Origin of the sequence: Streptomyces sp. NPDC051286 (genome assembly GCF_044455345.1) — a bacterium.
Taxonomy (GTDB): Bacteria; Actinomycetota; Actinomycetes; order Streptomycetales; family Streptomycetaceae; genus Streptomyces.
In genome coordinates this window covers 78,433-95,886 of sequence record NZ_JBITER010000006.1, presented here as the reverse complement: position 1 = coordinate 95,886, position 17,454 = coordinate 78,433, and the positions used below count along the sequence as shown (strand labels likewise).

15 protein-coding genes and 1 pseudogene are annotated in these 17,454 nt (G+C 70.7%); 13 read left to right on the top strand and 3 right to left on the bottom strand.

Annotation, left to right across the window (positions count from 1 at the left end):
• Positions 1–5 precede the first annotated feature (5 nt).
• Positions 6–1,787, bottom strand: coding sequence for a 3-hydroxyacyl-CoA dehydrogenase family protein (locus ACIBB8_RS08765; protein ID WP_398949857.1), 1,782 nt, complete (start codon positions 1,785–1,787; stop codon positions 6–8).
• A gap of 358 nt (positions 1,788–2,145) precedes the next feature.
• Between ACIBB8_RS08765 and ACIBB8_RS08760 the strand changes: the two genes are divergently transcribed.
• Positions 2,146–2,733 (top strand): adenylosuccinate lyase, encoded by a 588-nt coding sequence (locus ACIBB8_RS08760; protein ID WP_398949855.1) that lies wholly within the window; start codon positions 2,146–2,148, stop codon positions 2,731–2,733.
• 58 nt (positions 2,734–2,791) lie between these two features.
• On the opposite strand, the gene ACIBB8_RS08755 is transcribed toward ACIBB8_RS08760, so the two are convergent.
• The gene (locus ACIBB8_RS08755) at positions 2,792–4,384 is read right to left on the bottom strand and encodes an alpha/beta hydrolase (protein ID WP_398949853.1); all 1,593 of its coding nucleotides are present in this window, start codon (positions 4,382–4,384) and stop codon (positions 2,792–2,794) included.
• A 428-nt stretch (positions 4,385–4,812) separates the two neighbouring features.
• On the opposite strand from ACIBB8_RS08755, the gene ACIBB8_RS08750 reads away from it, so the two are divergent.
• The 9 genes and pseudogenes from ACIBB8_RS08750 (at position 4,813) to ACIBB8_RS08710 (ending at position 14,748) form a co-directional block, all read left to right on the top strand.
• Entirely contained in the window at positions 4,813–5,256 is a 444-nt protein-coding gene (locus tag ACIBB8_RS08750) for an SRPBCC family protein (RefSeq protein WP_398949851.1), read from the top strand.
• A gap of 187 nt (positions 5,257–5,443) precedes the next feature.
• A complete protein-coding gene (locus tag ACIBB8_RS08745; RefSeq protein WP_398949849.1) occupies positions 5,444–7,915 on the top strand; it encodes an MFS transporter in 2,472 nt (823 codons plus the stop codon).
• Positions 7,916–8,455: 540 nt separating this feature from the next.
• On the top strand, positions 8,456–9,289 hold the full coding sequence (locus ACIBB8_RS08740; protein WP_398949847.1) for a M55 family metallopeptidase: 834 nt from the start codon (positions 8,456–8,458) through the stop codon (positions 9,287–9,289).
• Entirely contained in the window at positions 9,282–10,625 is a 1,344-nt protein-coding gene (locus ACIBB8_RS08735; RefSeq protein WP_398949845.1) for a M20/M25/M40 family metallo-hydrolase, read from the top strand. Before ACIBB8_RS08740 ends, ACIBB8_RS08735 begins: the two co-directional genes overlap by 8 nt.
• 20 nt (positions 10,626–10,645) lie before the next feature.
• Entirely contained in the window at positions 10,646–12,634 is a 1,989-nt protein-coding gene (locus ACIBB8_RS08730) for a prolyl oligopeptidase family serine peptidase (RefSeq protein ID WP_398949843.1), read from the top strand.
• A complete protein-coding gene (locus tag ACIBB8_RS08725; RefSeq protein ID WP_398949841.1) occupies positions 12,631–13,575 on the top strand; it encodes an LD-carboxypeptidase in 945 nt (314 codons plus the stop codon). Before ACIBB8_RS08730 ends, ACIBB8_RS08725 begins: the two co-directional genes overlap by 4 nt.
• Before the next feature lie 7 nt (positions 13,576–13,582).
• Positions 13,583–13,779: pseudogene (locus ACIBB8_RS08720) on the top strand (peptidase S15); the annotation flags it as partial.
• A 135-nt stretch (positions 13,780–13,914) separates the two neighbouring features.
• Positions 13,915–14,154 (top strand): lipopolysaccharide assembly protein LapA domain-containing protein, encoded by a 240-nt coding sequence (locus ACIBB8_RS08715; protein ID WP_398949839.1) that lies wholly within the window; start codon positions 13,915–13,917, stop codon positions 14,152–14,154.
• A 27-nt stretch (positions 14,155–14,181) separates the two neighbouring features.
• Positions 14,182–14,748, top strand: coding sequence for a GNAT family N-acetyltransferase (locus ACIBB8_RS08710; protein WP_398949837.1), 567 nt, complete (start codon positions 14,182–14,184; stop codon positions 14,746–14,748).
• 49 nt (positions 14,749–14,797) lie between these two features.
• Here ACIBB8_RS08710 and ACIBB8_RS08705 read toward each other — a convergent pair whose 3' ends face one another.
• Entirely contained in the window at positions 14,798–15,520 is a 723-nt protein-coding gene (locus ACIBB8_RS08705) for a carbon-nitrogen hydrolase family protein (protein WP_398949835.1), read from the bottom strand.
• 436 nt (positions 15,521–15,956) lie between these two features.
• Here ACIBB8_RS08705 and ACIBB8_RS08700 point away from each other — a divergent pair, with 436 nt between their 5' ends.
• The 3 genes from ACIBB8_RS08700 to ACIBB8_RS08690 are packed head-to-tail and all read left to right on the top strand — an operon-like array spanning position 15,957 to position 17,182.
• Positions 15,957–16,541, top strand: coding sequence for a DinB family protein (locus tag ACIBB8_RS08700; protein WP_398949833.1), 585 nt, complete (start codon positions 15,957–15,959; stop codon positions 16,539–16,541).
• Positions 16,542–16,586: 45 nt separating this feature from the next.
• Positions 16,587–16,946, top strand: coding sequence for a transposase (locus tag ACIBB8_RS08695; RefSeq protein WP_398949831.1), 360 nt, complete (start codon positions 16,587–16,589; stop codon positions 16,944–16,946).
• A complete protein-coding gene (locus tag ACIBB8_RS08690; RefSeq protein ID WP_398949829.1) occupies positions 16,832–17,182 on the top strand; it encodes a transposase in 351 nt (116 codons plus the stop codon). Before ACIBB8_RS08695 ends, ACIBB8_RS08690 begins: the two co-directional genes overlap by 115 nt.
• Positions 17,183–17,454 lie beyond the last annotated feature (272 nt).

Here is a 17,454-nt window from a genome sequence, read left to right as displayed (position 1 = left end):
GGTCCTCAGCGCCGGGCATATTCGCGGAAGCCGCGCCCCGTCTTGCGGCCGAGGCAGCCGGCCGCCACCAGGTGCTCCAGCAGTGGCGCCGGGGCCAGGCCCGGGTCGCGGAACTCGCTGTGCAGCACCTTCTCGATGGCGAGCGAGACATCGAGCCCGACGACGTCCAGGAGCTCGAACGGGCCCATCGGGTAGCCGCCGCCCAGCTTCATCGCGGCGTCGATGTCGTCGAGTGTCGCGTAGTGCTGCTCGACCATCTTGATCGCGTTGTTGAGGTACGGGAACAGCAGCGCGTTCACGATGAATCCGGCCCGGTCTCCGCAGTCCACCGGGTGCTTGCGGATCTTCCCGCACACCTCACGGACGGTTGCGTGGACATCGTCCGACGTCAGCACCGTACGGACCACCTCGACCAGCTTCATCGCGGGTGCCGGGTTGAAGAAGTGCATCCCGATGACGTCCTGCGGACGTGAGGTCGCCCGCGCGCACGCCACGACCGGTAGCGACGAGGTGGTCGTGGCGAGCACCGCGCCCGGCTTGCAGATCTTGTCCAGCGTGCCGAACAGTTGCTGCTTGACCGCCAGATCCTCGGCGACCGCCTCGACCGCGAGGTCGACATCGGCGAACGAGTCCAGGGAACCGGCGGCGGTGATCCGGCCCAGGGTCTCGTCCCGTGCCTCCGCCGTCAGCCGCCCCTTGGTGACCGAACGCTCCAGCGACTTGGCGATCCTCCCCTTCGCGGTGTCTGCCTTCTCCTGGCTGCGCGCGGCGAGCACCACGTCGTAACCGGCCTTCGCGAAGACCTCCGCTATACCCGAGGCCATCGTCCCGGAGCCCGCGACGCCCACCGACCGGACCGTGCGCCCGGCCTCCGCTCCGGCGTTCTCCAGCGGCGTCTGCGCGTCCGGCACCACGGTCTGGCTGCCCGGCGCCACGTACGTGTAGAAGCCGCGGCCCGCCTTGCGGCCGGTCAGACCTGCCTCGCTGAGCTGCTTGAGGATCGGAGCGGGGGCGTGCAGCCGGTCGTGCGACGCGCAGTACATCGCCTCCAGGACGGTACGGGCGGTGTCGACGCCGATCAGGTCGAGCAGGGCGAGGGGGCCCATCGGCAGCCCGCAGCCCAGCTTCATGGCCGTGTCGATGTCCTCACGGGAGGCGTAGTTCGCCTCGTACATCGCGGCCGCCTGGTTGAGGTAGCCGAAGAGGAGCCCGTCGGCGACGAAGCCCGGCCGGTCGCCCACCGCAACCGGTTCCTTGCCGAGCTCGCGGGCGAGCTCCGTGACCGCCTCGACGGCCGGCGGCGCGGTCAGCACCGAGGAGACCACCTCGACCAGCTTCATCGCGGGTGCCGGGTTGAAGAAGTGCAGGCCCAGCACACGCTCGGGGTGCTGCGACTCGGCCGCGAGCCGGGTCACCGACAGGGCGTTCGTGCCGGTCGCCAGGATCGCGGTGGGGGAGACGATCGCGTCGAGTTCGCGGAAGAGCTGCTGCTTGATCTCGTACGACTCGGGCACGACCTCGATGACGAGCTGCGCCTCCGCCACGGCCTGCAGGTCGGAGAAGGTACGGAACCGGGCGAGCGCGTCCAGGCGCTCCCCCTCGGTGATCCGCTCCTTCTTCACGGCGCGGGCGGTGGAGGCCTCCAGGGCGGCGACGGCCTGACGGGCGGCCGCGTCGCTGACGTCGATACCGATGACCTCGCGGCCGGCCCGGGTCAGGACCTCGGCGATGCCGATGCCCATGGTGCCGAGACCGACGACGGCGATGGTGGAGAGAGGGGTGTCCATCACGGGACTCCAGGGGATGAGTGACGACTGAGTGGGCGCACGGCGCGCACGGATCGGCTGGTGCCACAAGGGTCCGAACCAGCGCATGGCGTGCGGGGGTTGCGTGTCGAGGTGTTCCTGGCCGGGGTGCGGGAGGCACGCCCGGACGGGAGAAGGGGCGACGGACTCTGTCCCGGAGTCGCGTCTCACAAAGCTGCCGAGCCGACAAGCACTCCGGGTGGCTGCGTCACCAGGCCACTGGAGTCGGCGGGGGTGGTGTCCCGCTCACATGAGATTAACCGGCGAGTAACGAGCGCGCCAGCCCCGATTCGCTGTGCGCCGGGTCACACTCACCGTGGCCGCCGCTACCCTCAGGGTCATGGACGAGGAGTTCCGGTCGCTGACCGACCGGCTGGCGGACGAGGCGGGGGAGTCGGCTGCGTACCGCAGACTGCTCGCCACCGACGACGACGAGGAACTGGCCCGGGTCCTCGTCGAACCGGAGCGACCGCTCTGGGCGCGTGAGATCGCCGCGTTCCGGCTCGGCTGCGGCGGTGACCGACGGGCCTTCGAGGTGCTGGTCCTGCTGCTCAACCACCGTGACCCGGAGCGCTGCGTGTCCGCGGCCCACGCCCTGGTGCGCCTGGGCGACCCCCGCACCCCGCGTGCCGCCGCCGCGCTCGCGACGAACACTCTGCGCACGGCGTACGCCCTGCACCCGGTCCGTCTGCTCACCGCCCTGCGGGCCCCCGAGTCCGTCCCGGCGCTGATCAGCACCCTGGAGCGGCTGCTGGGACCGGACGAGCCGCACTGGCGGGTCGCGCTGGCCTGTGTGGAGGGTCTGGGACAGCTCGGCGACGCGCGGGCCCGCCCGGTCCTGGAGGCGGCACTGCCGCACCCCAGGCTGGCCGGAGCGGCGGAGCGGGCGATCGGGCGGCTGCCGTCGCCGGGCGCGTCCGGCGATTGAGGACACAGCAGCGGCCGGGCGGGGCCGGCTCCCTTCGCCGGACCCGGCCCCGGCCCCCTCAGCCGTGGAAGCCGAGCAGCCCGTGCAACGTGCCGCCCTTGCCGTCCGCGCGCGTCGCCGACTTCGCCGCCCCGGCGGTCAGCGGCTTCGGTTCGGGTGACGTCCCGCACACCGCATCCACGTCGGCGAGGCTGCTGTTGGCGCGAGGGACGGTGCCCTTGGCGAGATAGTCCGTCAGGTACGTGTCCAGGCATGCGTTGCCGCTCAGCGTGACTCCGTGATTGCCGCCGCCCTGCTCGACCACCAGGCTGGAGCCGCGGAGCCGCCGGTGCAGGGCGACCCCGCCCGCGTACGGTGTGGCCGCGTCGTCCGTGGCCTGGAAGAGCAGCACCGGCGGGAGCGCGTGGTTCGAGACCCGCACCGGATTCAGCGGCGCCACCGGCCAGGAGGCGCACGGCGCGTTGTACCAGGTGTTGCTCCAGGTGTAGAAGGGCGCTTTGGCGTGCACCTTCCAGCTGTCGTTGCGCCAGGTGTTCCAGCTCAGCGGCCACCGGGAGTCGCGGCACTGCACGGCCAGGTACACCGAGTAGCCGTTGTCGCCCTTCGCGTCGACGGCACCGAGCCGGTCGTACGCGGCGACGAGCGCGTTCTGGTCCTTGTGGTTCACGTACGCGGCGAACGCGTCGGCCAGATAGGGCCAGTACCCGTTGTAGTAGCCGCCCGGCAGGAAGGTCTCCTCCAGCTCGCTCGGGCCGACCTTCTTGCCCGCGGGCTGTTTCCGCACCGCGTCGCGCATCCGGTACCAGGCTGCTTCGACCCTCGCCGGGTTGTTGCCGAGCCGGTACGTCTCGTCGTGCTTCGCCACCCATGCGGCGAACGCCTTCTGGCGGGCGTCGAACGCGTAGTTCTGGCCGATGTTGTCCTCGTACCAGACACCTTCCGGGTCGACGTTCGAGTCGAGCACCAGCCGCCGCACCCGCTGCGGGAACAGCTTCGCGTACACCGCGCCCAGGTACGTACCGTACGAGTACCCGAAGTAGTTGATCTTCGGTGCGCCGGTGGCCCGCCGGATCACATCGAGGTCCTTGGCGGCGCTGACCGTGTCCATGTACGGCAGCAGGTCGGGGTACTTCCTGCCGCACTCCGCGGCGAAGTTGCGCGCCCGGTCGCGACGGGTCCGCTCCTTGGCGAGGGTCCGCGGCACCGAGTCGGGCCGCGGCGGCTTGAAGTACTTGGGTACGCAGTCCAGCGCCGGGGAGCTCTTCCCGACCCCGCGTGGGTCGAACCCGATCACGTCGTACTGCGCGGCGACGTTCTTCGGGAGCGAGGAGGCCACGAACCCGGCCATGGTCAGCCCGCTGCCGCCAGGACCCCCGGGGTTGACGAAAAGCGGACCCTGCGAGATCTTCGCTGTGTGCGGGACCCGGGACAGGGCGAGGGTGATCCGCCGGCCCGACGGATCGTCATGATTCAGCGGTGTACTGACCTTTGAGCACTGCAGTGCCGGATATTCCTTGGTGCCACAGCCGGTCCAGCGCAGTTGCACGGCATGCGGTGCGGCGCCGGTGGCGGCCGCCGGGGACGGAACGGCGGTCACCAGACCGGCGACTGTCGCACCGACGGCGATCAGAATTCCTGAACGATTCGTCATATGGCCTCCCGTGGTGGGGGAATGCGGCTGCGCGTGGCACAGCCCCCGCCGCATGCTCCCCGCATTCGGGCGCGGAAGGGCATGATCGGGTGAGAGTTGACCCGTTTGCCGGGGTGGTGACGGAGGCTCAGAGCAGGGTCGGCCGGGTGGACCTGGGACCGTCCGGCGGCGGCTGCCCGTCGCGCCGTTGTCGAAGGTGCGCGTGGCCACCGCGTCCGGGGCGAAGAGTGTGCCCGTCCCGGCCTCTCAGGTGTTCTCGACCGGATTGTCCCAGTGCATGGACGTCTCCTCGGCAGCACTGGAGAGAGTGGAACACCTGTTCCCGTGATCGTTTTTTTCGCCTTCGTCCCGGCCCGGATTTTGAGCGGCGTGCCGGAGGTGATTGGCTCAGCACACCCCCGAACAACCGAAGTGCTGGAGGAACAGCCATGGCGCAGGTCGAGGCCACGACAGAGCGGATCATCGCGGCGGACGCGGAGACGGTGTTCGACGCGCTGGCCGACTACCAGGAGGTCCGGGGCAAGGTCCTGCCCGGCCACTTCAGCGAGTACGAGGTCCGCGAGGGCGGTGACGGCGAAGGCACCCTCGTCCACTGGAAGCTCCAGGCCACCAGCAAGCGGGTCCGCGACTGCCTGCTCGACGTGACCGAGCCGTCCGACGGGCAGCTCGTCGAGAAGGACCGCAACTCGTCGATGGTCACCACGTGGACCGTCACCCCGGCCGGTGAGGGCCGGTCCAAGGCCGTCGTCTCGACCGTCTGGAACGGCGCGGGCGGCATCGGTGGATTCTTCGAGAGGACCTTCGCGCCCAAGGGTCTTGCGCGCATCTACGACGAGCTGTTGCAGAACCTCGCGACGAAGGTCGAGAAGTAGCCTCACGTATCGCCGACCGGCCTCACCGGTTCGGGTGGTTTTCCCGGCCGGTCGGTTGTGCGCCGTAGTGGCTCCCACCGGGGGATAAGCCCCCTGAGTGCGCCGTCAGCGCCCCCCGTCGCGTTTGCCCTCTCTTGTCGCGCAATGCGAGAAATGGGCGGCGCAGATGCGACGAGGGGAGCGGCACGTGGCGGGTGGAATCACTCTGGTGAAGGGCGAGCCGGACGGTGCGGAGGGCGACGTCGAGGCGGCGACCGCGGATCCGCACGGTGCTCGGACCGTCGCCCTGTCCGGTGCGAGAACTGCTCCGCCCTCGCCGCCACCGGGTCCCGACACCGCGGAGATCAGCCCCCGCCGGATCCGGCTGGTTTTCCTCGGGCTGATGCTCACCCTGCTGCTCGCGGCGCTCGACCAGATGATCGTCGCCACCGCGCTGCCGAAGATCGTCGGTGAGCTGCACGGCCTGGAGAAGATGTCCTGGGCCGTCACCGCCTATCTGCTCGCCTCCACCATCGGGCTGCCGATCTACGGCAAGCTCGGCGATCTCTTCGGCCGCAAGAGCGTCTTCCAGTTCGCCATCGTCGTCTTCGTCGTCGGCTCCGCGCTGGCCGGCTGGTCCCGGACCATGGACGAGCTGATCGCCTTCCGAGCCGTCCAGGGCATCGGCGGCGGCGGGCTCATGATCGGGGTTCAGGCGATCATCGCGGATGTCGTACCGCCCCGCGAGCGCGGCCGTTTCATGGGGCTGATCGGCGCCGCCTTCGGTCTCGCGTCCGTCGCCGGACCGCTGCTCGGCGGGTTCTTCACCGACCATGCTTCCTGGCGCTGGTGCTTCTACATCAACGTCCCGTTCGGACTGGTCACACTGGCCGTCATCACCGTCGTGCTGAAACTCCCCAAACCCGACGTCCGGCCCCGGCTCGATGTGCTCGGCGCGCTGCTGCTGGCCGCCGCCTCCACCTGCGTGGTGCTGCTGACCAGTTGGGGCGGTACGGAGTACGCGTGGGGCTCGCGCACCATCCTCGGGCTGGCCGCCGGGGCCGCCGGAACGGCTCTGCTCTTCCTGGTCGTCGAGCGTCGCGCGCCCGAACCGGTGATCCCGCTGAGGCTGTTCCGCGACTCGATCTTCAATGTGACCGCGCTCGTCGGCGCGGTCGTCGGCGTCGCACTGTTCGGCGCCGCCAGCTATCTGCCGACGTTCCTGCAGATGGTCGACGGCGCCACCGCCACCGAATCCGGGCTGCTGATGCTGCCGATGATGGGCGGCATCGTCGGCGCGTCCGTCGTCTCCGGCCAGCTGATCTCCCGTACCGGCCGCTACCGCGTCTACCCGATCGCCGGGAGTGCGATCTCGGTCGTCGGCATGTGGCTGCTCTCCCACCTCGAAACCGACACCCCACGCCTCGAATACAGCATCGCCCAGGCCGTCCTGGGCATCGGGATCGGCCTGATCATGCCGGTGCTCGTCCTTGCCGTGCAGAACTCCGTACCACCCGCCGACCTCGGCACCGCCACCAGCGCGAACAACTACTTCCGGCAGATCGGCGGCAGCGTCGGCGCCGCCGTCTTCGGAACGCTCTTCGCGGGCCGTCTCGCCGACGCCCTCGCCGTCCGCCTCCCCTCCGGCGCCGACCTCCCCGACCCCGAGTCGATCACCCCGCAGCTGGTCCACGCCATGGAGCCGGCCCTCCGCGACAGCTACATCCAGGCGTACGCCGACGCGATGCCGCGGATCTTCCTCTACCTCGTGCCGGTGCTCGCACTCGGCCTCGTCATCGCCTTCTTCCTCAAGGAGAAACCGCTGGTGTCCCACCACAGCCCCGAATCCGCAGCCGCCGAGTCCGCCACCCCCATCCCGGCCGCCCGCACCACCCAGGCCCCTCCACCGCCCGTCCACCTGTCGGGCGTCCCGGTGTGCGGCTGCGTCCAGCACCCCGACGGTACGAAGGTCCCACGCGCCGCCCTCACCCTGATCGACATCCAGGGGAAGCAGGTCGGCCGCGGCGCGAGCGGCGACGACGGGCGGTACGCGCTGAGCGTGCCCGGCTCCGGTTCGTACGTCCTCATCGCGGCGGCCGGAGGGCACCAGCCGCAGGCCGTCAGCGTCACCGTCGGCGAGCGGCCCGTCGAGCTCGACGTGGTGCTCGGCGGTGCGGGCCGACTTGCCGGGACCGTCGTCACGGCCGATGGGATCCCGGTGCGGGACGCCGCCGTCACGCTCACCGATGTGCGCGGCGAAGTCGTCGCGTCCACCCGCAGCGGCCGTGAAGGCGGCTATGTGATTTCGGAGTTGGTGGCCGGCGAATACACCCTCGCCGCCAGCGCTCCCGCCTTCCGGCCCGCCGCGCTGCCGGTCAGTGTGCAAGCGGCCAGGGAGACCCGGCAGGACATCGAACTGGCCGGCGGAGCGGTGCTGCGCGGCGTCGTACGGGCAAGCGGCGGACGGCTCGTCGAGGACGCCCGGGTCACGCTCCTGGACGCGGCGGGCAATGTGGTCGACACCCTGACGACCGGGCCCGACGGCGCCTTCCGCTTCGTGGACCTGTCGACCGGCGAGTACACCGTCATCGCGGCGGGGTACCCGCCGGTGGCCACTGTCCTCCAGGTCGCGGGCGGCGGACGCACCGAACGTGACCTGCAGCTCGGTCACGAGGACTGACGCCGCGTCCCTTCGCCGCGTTCTGCGTGGTGGCGCGCGGGCGTACCACCTCCGGGGGCGACTCTGCCGGTCGGCATGCGGCCGTGAGCCGTCTTCCCCCGGACGGTCGGCCGATGTCACCCCACTGCACCCCGGGCCGCGCGCGACCGGCCGGGCCCGGAAACGCTGAGTGCGTCGTTCCCCGTCCCGCCGGCGGCGGCCCATCACCACGGCGTGACCCGGGGGACCACCGCGTGACCCATGGACGGGCCACGGCGTGCCGACCGGGGCCCGGGTACGGGATCCGGAACGTTCAAGACCCGGCATCGGGGTCCCCGCGCCGACCGGCCGTCAGACTGACCCGGCAGTGGACTGGACCTCTGGAGCTGACAACGCCTCTGGCCTGGGGCTCCGTCGCCGCGTACGGTGTTGCCGCATGAAGATCTCCCTTCGCGAACGGCCGCTTCGGGAGCCTGTCGGGCGTTCCTCCGGGTCCGGGGACGGCAACCGCTGTCACGGCCGGAGCGCATGCCTGCCGACCTGCGAGAGGACCGATACATCGTGAAGATCCTCATCAGCGCGGACATGGAAGGCGCCACGGGCGTGACCTGGCCGGCCGATGTGCTGCCCGGGACGCCGCAGTGGGAGCGCTGCCGATCGATGTTCACCGCCGATGTGAACGCGGCGGCCCTCGGCTTCTACGACGGGGGCGCCGACGAGGTGCTGATCAACGAGGCCCACTGGTCCATGCGCAACCTGCTGCTGGAACGGCTCGACGAGCGGGTTCAGATGCTCACCGGGAGGCACAAGTCCCTCAGCATGGTGGAGGGCATCCAGCACGGTGACGTCGACGCGATCGCCTTCGTCGGCTACCACACGGGAGCCGGTTCGGAGGGTGTGCTCGCCCACACGTACCTGGCCAACTCCATCACCGGCGTCTGGCTGAACGGGGTCCGCGCCAGCGAGGGACTGCTCAACGCGCATGTCGCCGCGGAGTACGGCGTGCCCGTCGTCCTCGTCACCGGCGACGACCTGACCTGCGTGGACGCCGACGGATACGCCCCCGCCGCCCGCAAGGTCGCGGTGAAGGACTATGTGTCGAGGTACGCCGCGGTATGCCGGACCCCCGCTCGTACCGCGGCCGATATCCGCGCGGCCGCCAAGGAGGCCACCTCGCTCGCCGGGCGCGTCGAACCGGTGCGGGGCGGCCCGTTCACGGTGGAGCTGGAGTTCGATGCCGAGCATCTGGCCACAGCGGCCACCGTGGTTCCCGGCGTGGTGCCCAGTGGTGAGCGGCGCGTCGCCTACACCAGCGCGACGATGTACGAAGGTATTCGCACGTTCAAGGCGGTGACGACGATCGTGTCGTCCGCCGTGGAGGAACAGTATGGCTGAGGCGACCACCCCCCAGGACTCCGTCGACGGCCTGGCACTCGACGAATCCGTGACGTTCACGTCCGAACTGATCCGGATCGACACGACCAACCGGGGCGGCGGCGACTGCCGGGAGCGCCCGGCCGCCGAGTACGTCGCCGAACGGCTGGCCGCCGCGGGACTGGCACCCCAACTGCTCGAACGCACCCCGGGCCGCACCAACGTGGTCGCCAGGATCGAGGGCACCGATCCGTCCGCCGACGCGCTCCTCGTCCACGGGCATCTCGACGTCGTGCCCGCCGAGGCCGACGACTGGACCGTGCACCCCTTCTCCGGGGAGGTCCGCGACGGTGTCGTCTGGGGCCGCGGCGCCATCGACATGAAGAACATGGACGCCATGGTCCTCGCCGTCGTCCGGGCCTGGGCCCGGGCCGGTATCCGGCCGCGCCGGGACATCGTGATCGCGTACACCGCCGACGAGGAGGCCAGCGCGGAGGACGGCTCCGGCTTCCTCGCCGACCGGCACCCCGAACTCTTCGAAGGGTGCACGGAGGGCATCAGTGAATCCGGCGCCTTCACCTTCCACGCCGGACCGGGGATGTCGCTCTACCCCATCGCCGCCGGTGAGCGCGGGACCGGATGGCTGAAGCTCACCGCCCACGGCAAGGCCGGGCACGGCTCTAAGGTCAACAGGGCGAACGCGGTCACCGCACTCGCCGCGGCCGTCGCCCGGATCGGCGCGCACGAATGGCCGGTACGGCTCACCCCGACCGTCCGGGCCGCCCTCACCGAGATCGCCGCCCTGCACGGCATCCGCGCAGATGTCGACGCCCCCGGGTTCGACGTGGACGAACTGCTCGGAAAGCTCGGACCGGCCGCGGCCCTGGTCGAACCGACCGTCAGGAACAGCTCCAACCCGACGATGCTCGAAGCCGGGTACAAGGTCAACGTGATCCCCGGCCGTGCCCTCGCCTACATCGACGGCCGGACGGTGCCCGGTGGCGAGGACGAGTTCCGCGCCACCTTGGACCGGCTGACCGGACCGGGCGTCGACTGGGAGTTCCACCACCGCGAGGTCGCACTGCAGGCGCCGGTCGACTCACCGACGTACGCGAAGCTGCGCGCCGCCGTCGAACGCTTCGACCCGGACGGCCATGTCGTGCCGTACTGCATGTCCGGCGGCACGGACGCCAAACAGTTCTCCCGGCTCGGCATCACCGGCTACGGCTTCTCACCGCTGAAGCTCCCGGTCGGCTTCGACTACCAGGCGCTCTTCCACGGCGTCGACGAACGCGTGCCCGTCGAGGCACTGCACTTCGGCGTCCGCGTACTCGACCACTATCTGCGCACGGCCTGACCCGCACGGGGGGATTGAACATGGTGTCCACAGAGGCCTACGGAGCATGGCCGTCGCCGATCGACGCACGGCTGGCCGCCTCGCACGACGGCCGCCCGGAGTACGTCGGCGCGGTCGGCGACGAGATGTGGTGGACGGAGCCGCGCCCGGCCGAGGCGGGCCGCCGCGCCCTGGTCCGCCGCCGGGCGGACGGGACCACCGAAACCGTGCTGCCCGTTCCGTGGAACGTACGCAGCCGCGTCATCGAGTACGGCGGACTGCCCTGGGCCGGTGCCGGGCGCGTTGATGCCGGACCGCTGATCGTCTTCGTGAACTTCATCGACCAGCGGCTGTACGCGTACGCGCCCGACGGGCCCGACGAACCATGGCCGCTCACCCCGGTCTCGGCCGTCGGCGGCGGACTGCGCTGGGTCGATCCGCAGCTGCACCTCGACCGGGGCGATCGGGGCGAAGTGTGGTGCGTCCTGGAGGAGTTCACCGGCGAGGCGCCCACCGATGTGCGCCGGGTGATCGCCGCCGTACCGCTGGACGGATCAGCGGCCGACGACCGCGGCGCGGTACGCGAACTCTCCGACGGCCGGCACCGCTTCGTGACCGGGCCGAAGCTGTCGCCCGACGGGCGGCGCGTCGCGTGGATCGCCTGGGACCACCCGCGGATGCCGTGGGACGGCACCGAGGTGATGCTCGCCGACGTCGCCGACGACGGCACGTTCCGCAACTCCTGGAAATTCGGCGGCGGACCCGGAGAATCGGTACCGCAGATCGAATGGACCACCGACGGACAGCTCCTCTTCGCGAGCGACCGCAGCGGCTGGTGGAACCTGTACCGCGCCGATCCGCACCGGGGCGCGGTGGCGCTCTGCACGAGGAAGCAGGAGTTCGCCGGGCCGCTCTGGAAGATCGGGCTCAGCTGGTTCCGCCCGCTGGAGAACGGACTGATCGCCACCATCCACGGCAAGGGCACCACCACCCTCGGCATCCTCGACCCGGAGACCGGCGAACTCGCCGACACCGCCGGGCCCTGGACCGAGTGGGTCGAGACGCTCACCGTTCACGGCAGCCGGGTCGTCGGTGTCGCCGCGAGTCCGCAGAGCGCGTACGAGGTGGTGGAGCTGGACACCGCGACGGGTCGCACCCGGATCATCGGCGCGCAGCACCGCGACGCGGTCGACCCCGCGTACTACCCCGCACCGCAGAACCGCACCTTCGCCGGGCCCGAAGGCCGTGACATCCACGCCCACATCTATCCGCCCCGCAACCCCGAACGGGACGGTCACGAAGGCGAGTTGCCGCCCTACGTCGTGTGGGCGCACGGTGGCCCCACCGGGCATGCCGCGCTCGTCCTCGACCTGGAGATCGCCTACTTCACCTCGCGCGGCATCGGCGTCGCCGAGGTCAACTACGGCGGCTCCACCGGTTACGGCAGGGCCTACCGCAACCGGCTGCGCGAACAGTGGGGCATCGTCGACGTGGAGGACTGCGCCGCCGTCGCCCGGGCGCTGGCAGCCGAGGGCACCGCCGACCCGGACCGGCTCGCCATCCGCGGCGGCAGCGCCGGCGGCTGGACCACCGCCGCGTCGCTGACCAGCACCGACGTCTACGCCTGCGGCACCGTCAGCTATCCGATCCTCGACCTGACCGGCTGGGGCACCGACGAGACCCATGACTTCGAGTCGCAGTATCTGGAGTCCCTGATCGGCCCGCTCGCCGATGTCCCGGACCGCTACCGCGCGCGGTCGCCGATCAACCGAGCAGACCGGCTGACCACACCGTTCCTGCTGCTCCAGGGGCTGGACGACGTGATCTGCCCACCGGTCCAGTGCGAGCGGTTCCTGACCGCCATCGAAGGGCGCGGCATCCCGCACGCGTATCTCGCGTTCGAGGGGGAGAGCCATGGATTCCGGCGAGCCGACACCCTGATCGCCGCACTGGAGGCCGAACTCTCCCTCTACACCCAGACTTTCGGCATCGACCGCCCCGACATACCACAACTGGAGCTGAAGAAGTGACGCTGACTCCGCTGACCCGCCCCGCCCGCCTGCGACCGGGTGCCAGGGTCGCCGTCGTGTCGCCCAGCGGACCGGTGCCGGGCGACCGCCTCGAGGCGGGTCTGGACGTGCTGCGCGGCTGGGGCCTGGAGCCCGTGGAGATGCCCCATGTCCGTGATGTGCACCCGGAGTTGGGCTATCTCGCCGGTACGGACGAGGCGCGCGCCCGCGACCTTCAGCAGGCCTGGTGCGACCCGTCTTTCGACGCGGTGCTGTGCGCCCGCGGCGGATACGGGGCGCACCGCATGGTCGACCTGGTCGACTGGGCGGCGATGCGCGCGGCCGGGCCCAAGGTGTTCGTCGGCTTCAGCGACATCACCGTGCTGCACGAGGCGTTCGCCCAGCGCGTGGGGCTCTCGACGCTGCACGGACCGATGGTCGCCGCGGAGACCTTCCTCAAGGACCCGGACACCCAGGAGTCGCTGCGGGCCACCCTGTTCGAGCCGGAGTCGGTACGGACCCTGGGCCTTCGCACGGCCGGGGTGCTGGTGCCCGGCCGGGGCAGCGGCATCACGTACGGCGGCTGCGTGAGCCTGCTCGCCGCCGACATCGGCACCCCGCAGGCCCGGACGTCCGCCCGCGGTGGGCTGCTGATGATCGAGGACACGACGGAGGATCCGTACCGCCTCGACCGCATCTTCACTCAACTGCTGCGGGCCGGGGCGCTGTCCGGGATATCCGGGGTCGCCTGCGGCTCCTGGCAGGGCTGCGAACCGTACGAGGAGGTGCGTGCGGTCCTGGCCGACCGGCTCGGCGGGCTGGGCGTGCCCGTCGTCGAGGAGCTGGGCTTCGGCCACGGCCCGACGGCGCTGACGATTCCGCTCGGCCTGCCCGCGGTGCTGGACGCGCCGGAGGACGGCGGTCCGGGCACGCTCACGGTCGAGGTGCCCGCGCTGATCTGAACACTGGGTCCCAACGGTGCGGGTGCCCGACGTCACCCGGCCGTTCAGCGTGCAGCTGCCGGGCATCGTGCACGGTACGTGGCGCGGCACCGGCTCGAATGCGTGATCGCGGCCGGCGACAGCGCGTAGGCCGGCAGTCGCAGCATCAAACCGGTCACCGTTGTCAGCAGCCCACGGATCACCGGCGTGCTGGAGCTGCCCGTGGCCGCAGGACGGGTGAACCGACCCGGAACGGGCCGTCACCTGTACGGCCGCACGCCACTGCCCCCCGGGCGCGGGATGGGAGCATCCTGGAGTCGGGGGGCGGTGGCGTATCAGGACCAGGGAAGGGGCCCAGCCATGAGCCCGAAGGACGTATCGAGCGGTGGCAGGGGCAGCGTCGGACCGTTCTCACCGTCCCGCATCGTTGTCCTCGTCATCGCGGTTCTGTCGGTCGTCTTCATCGCCGAGAACACCGGTGAGGTCACCATCCGTCTGCTGATCCCGTTGGTGACGCTGCCCCTGTACGTGGTGCTGCTCGCGATGTTCGCGGCCGGCATGGTCTGCGGCGGCTATCTGTTCCGCCGCCGTCCCAGGTGAGCCCGGCACGCTGTCTACGCTGTCCGGATGTCTGACAACGTCTACCTGGCCGAGGGCCCGCGCGTGGGGATCCGCCCCTTCACCCCCGCGGACGCCGAGGAGTTCACCAGCCGGGTCAAGGAGAGCGGCGACCTGCACCACCCGTGGCTGTTCCCGCCCGACGACGCGCGCGCGTACGCCGCTTACGCGGGCCGGCTGATCGAGGACCCCGCAAAGGCGGGCTTCCTCGTCTGCGAGTGCACAGCCGTCGACGGTGCCGGGAGCGGTCCCCTCGCCGGCTTCATCAACATCAACAACATCGTCGGCGGTGCGTTCCGCTGCGGCGCCCTGGGATACGGGGCGTTCGCCCACGCCTCGGGGCGCGGCCTGATGAGCGAAGGGCTCGTTCTGGTACTGCGGTACGCCTTCGGACCGCTCGGCCTGCACCGTCTGGAAGCGAACATCCAGCCCGGCAACAAGGGCTCGATCGCCCTCGTGCGCCGGGCCGGATTCCGGCTCGAAGGCTTCTCGCCGGATTTCCTCTTCATCGACGGGGCATGGCGGGACCACGAACGGTGGGCGATCACGGCGGAGATGCTCGCCCCAGGCCTTTGATCCGAAAGAAAGGCCTGGGCCCTGTCCTCCCTGATCCGCCGGATACGCCTCAGGCAGGCACGGTTCCCCCGATTCTCGCGGACACCAGGGCGCCGGCCGCCGGCCCGGCCTGCACCACCACGGCTCCGTCCGGACCCCATACCCCCGAACCACCGGACGTCTCCGGATACGTACCGCTGGCCCCCGCCGAGGTGGCCAGCACCACCCACACCCCGTGAGCGAGCGCCCGCTCCCTCATGTGCCCGTCGCGCCGGGCCGCCGACTCGGGACCCGCACCGTAGAGCGTGCCGGCCACATACGCGTCGATACCGAGCGCGGCGGTCTCGGCGGCGTGTTCCGGGACGGCCGCGTCGTAACACACCGCAAGACCCAGCCGCACGCCGTCGATCACCAGGACCTCCGGCTTCTCGCCCGGGGCGAATCGGTCGGACTCCTCGCCGTGCAGCCACATCTTCCGGTAGACGACCCGAACGCCCTCTCCCGTGACGGCCAGCACGGCGATGTACTCACGCCCGTCCGCCTCGCGTACCGGGGCCCCGACCAGGGCCGTCGCTCCGGTGGAGCGGCAGGCGGCGATGATCGGCCGGAGACGGGTGTCGTCGGGCGAGACGGCCGGGGCGGCGAGGTCGTAGCCCGTCAGTGACAGCTCCGGGAAGACGACCAGCCGGGCCCCCGCGTCCTTGATCGCCTCGGCATGGGCCGCGGCGTTCGCGGAGACGTCGAGGTACTCACAGGCGGGCTGGGCGACGGCGACGGTGAGTGGCGCGGTCATGTGCTGCTCCGAATCGGTCGGCTGCTCAGGCGGCGGAGCTGTCCGGAGGTGGCAGCCCCGCGCCATATTCGCAGCTCACCGGCGGTCGCACTGTACTCGGGGGCCGGGACCGGGGCGTATCGAGAGGATCGTGAGGCGCTACTCGGCACGGAACGGAGCGGGTACGGCTACGACATCGGCTTACGGCCTGGTGCACGATAGCGAGTGGATCAGCGAGCGGCGTCATGCGGCTTCGAATCCAAGGCGGAGGAGGGAGGCGACGCGAAGGGGGTCCCCCCATGCCTTAGAGCCTGTCGGGTGACCTCTGATCGGGCGGCCACGCCCTGGCACGCACGCTTCCCGCGTTGCCGAAATACCAGGCCTCGGCTCTGCCAGTCGTTGCGGACCACGTACGGGATCTTGAGACCACGAGCAGCCCATGGCAGGCTCATGCCGCATGATCGACGAATTCGCGAAAGACAACCTGCACGGGAGACTGCGGCGGGACCGCAAGGCGCTGCTCTGGAAACTCGACGGCTTGTCCGAATACGACGCCCGCCGACCTTTGACAGCGACCGGGACCAACCTCCTCGGCCTGGTCAAACACGTGGCCACCGTCGAGGCCAGGTACTTCGGCGAGGTCTTCGACCGCCCTTCCCCGGAACCGCTGCCCCGGTGGCAGGACTCCAACGGCAGCGATCTGTGGGCGACCGAGGACGAGACCCGCGATCAGATCATCGCGTTCTACCGGCGCACGTGGGAACACTCGGACGCGACGATCAACGAGCTTCCCCTCGACGCCCCCGGCCACGTGCCGTGGTGGCCGGAGCCTTACGCCGACACGAACCTGTTCGCCATCATGGTCCATGTCCTCGGCGAGTCCATCCGGCATGCCGGACACGCCGATATCCTGCGCGAGGGCCTCGACGGCCGGACCGGGTTGCGCGCCGAACACGAGAAGCAGATCGACGAGGAAGCCCGTGCAGCCTACTGCGCGAAGATCGAGCAGGCCGCCAGGTCGGCCGCACCAATCAAGGCTTAGAGGTTGTCTCACGTGACTTGATGTTCGTGCGGCATGATGCCGGTCGTGGGTGCTGATCTATCCAAGCGTCTGGTTCCTGATGAACTCCGCGAGCTGGCCGCCCCGTTGCTGCCGTCGTTCGCTGCTCGTCCGCAAGGTGGTGGGACCGCTCCGTGTGACGAGCGGACCGTGTTCACGGCAGTGGTGTACGCGCTGACCAGCGGCTGTGCCTGGCGGCATCTGCCGCCGACGTTCGGCACCTCGCCCGCCACCGCGCATCGCCGCTTCACGGTACGGACCGAGGCCGGTCTGTGGCGTCGGCTGCACCGGGCGGTGCTGGACGAACTCGGGGCCCGGGGCGAGGTGGACTGGACCTCGGCGATCGTCGACGCGGCCTCCGGTCGCGCCCAAAGGGGGGATCGCTGACCGGGCCGAACCCGGTCGATCGCGGCAAGAAGGGCAGCAAGCTGCACATGCTGTCCGATGCCCAGGGCATCCCGCTCGCGGTCGCCGTGTCCGGCGCGAACATGCACGACAGCCTCGCCCTCAAGCCGCTCACCCGCGGCATACCCGCCGTCCGGTCCCGCCGGGGACCACGGCGGCGCCGACCCGTCAAACTCCGCGCGGACAAGGCGTACTTCTCCGCCGAACACCTGGCCTGATACGCCTCGGGGGACGCCGAACCGGGCACCCGGCCGAGCCGGAGGGCCAGTTCGTGAGGCGCGGGGTGTGGCTTCACCGGGATCTGCGGCGGCCGGTCCAGATGGCCCTCCTGGACCAACTCGGCCGCCAGTGTGCGGGCTTCGTCGCGCAGCCGCCCGGCGGAGCCCGGCACCAGGACGATGCGGGTGGCGGGGCCCGGCCGCCAGTGCCCCGGCGCCGCCGCGGCATCGCGTACGGCCGGGATCGTGAGTGGCACGGATGTGTCCGCGGC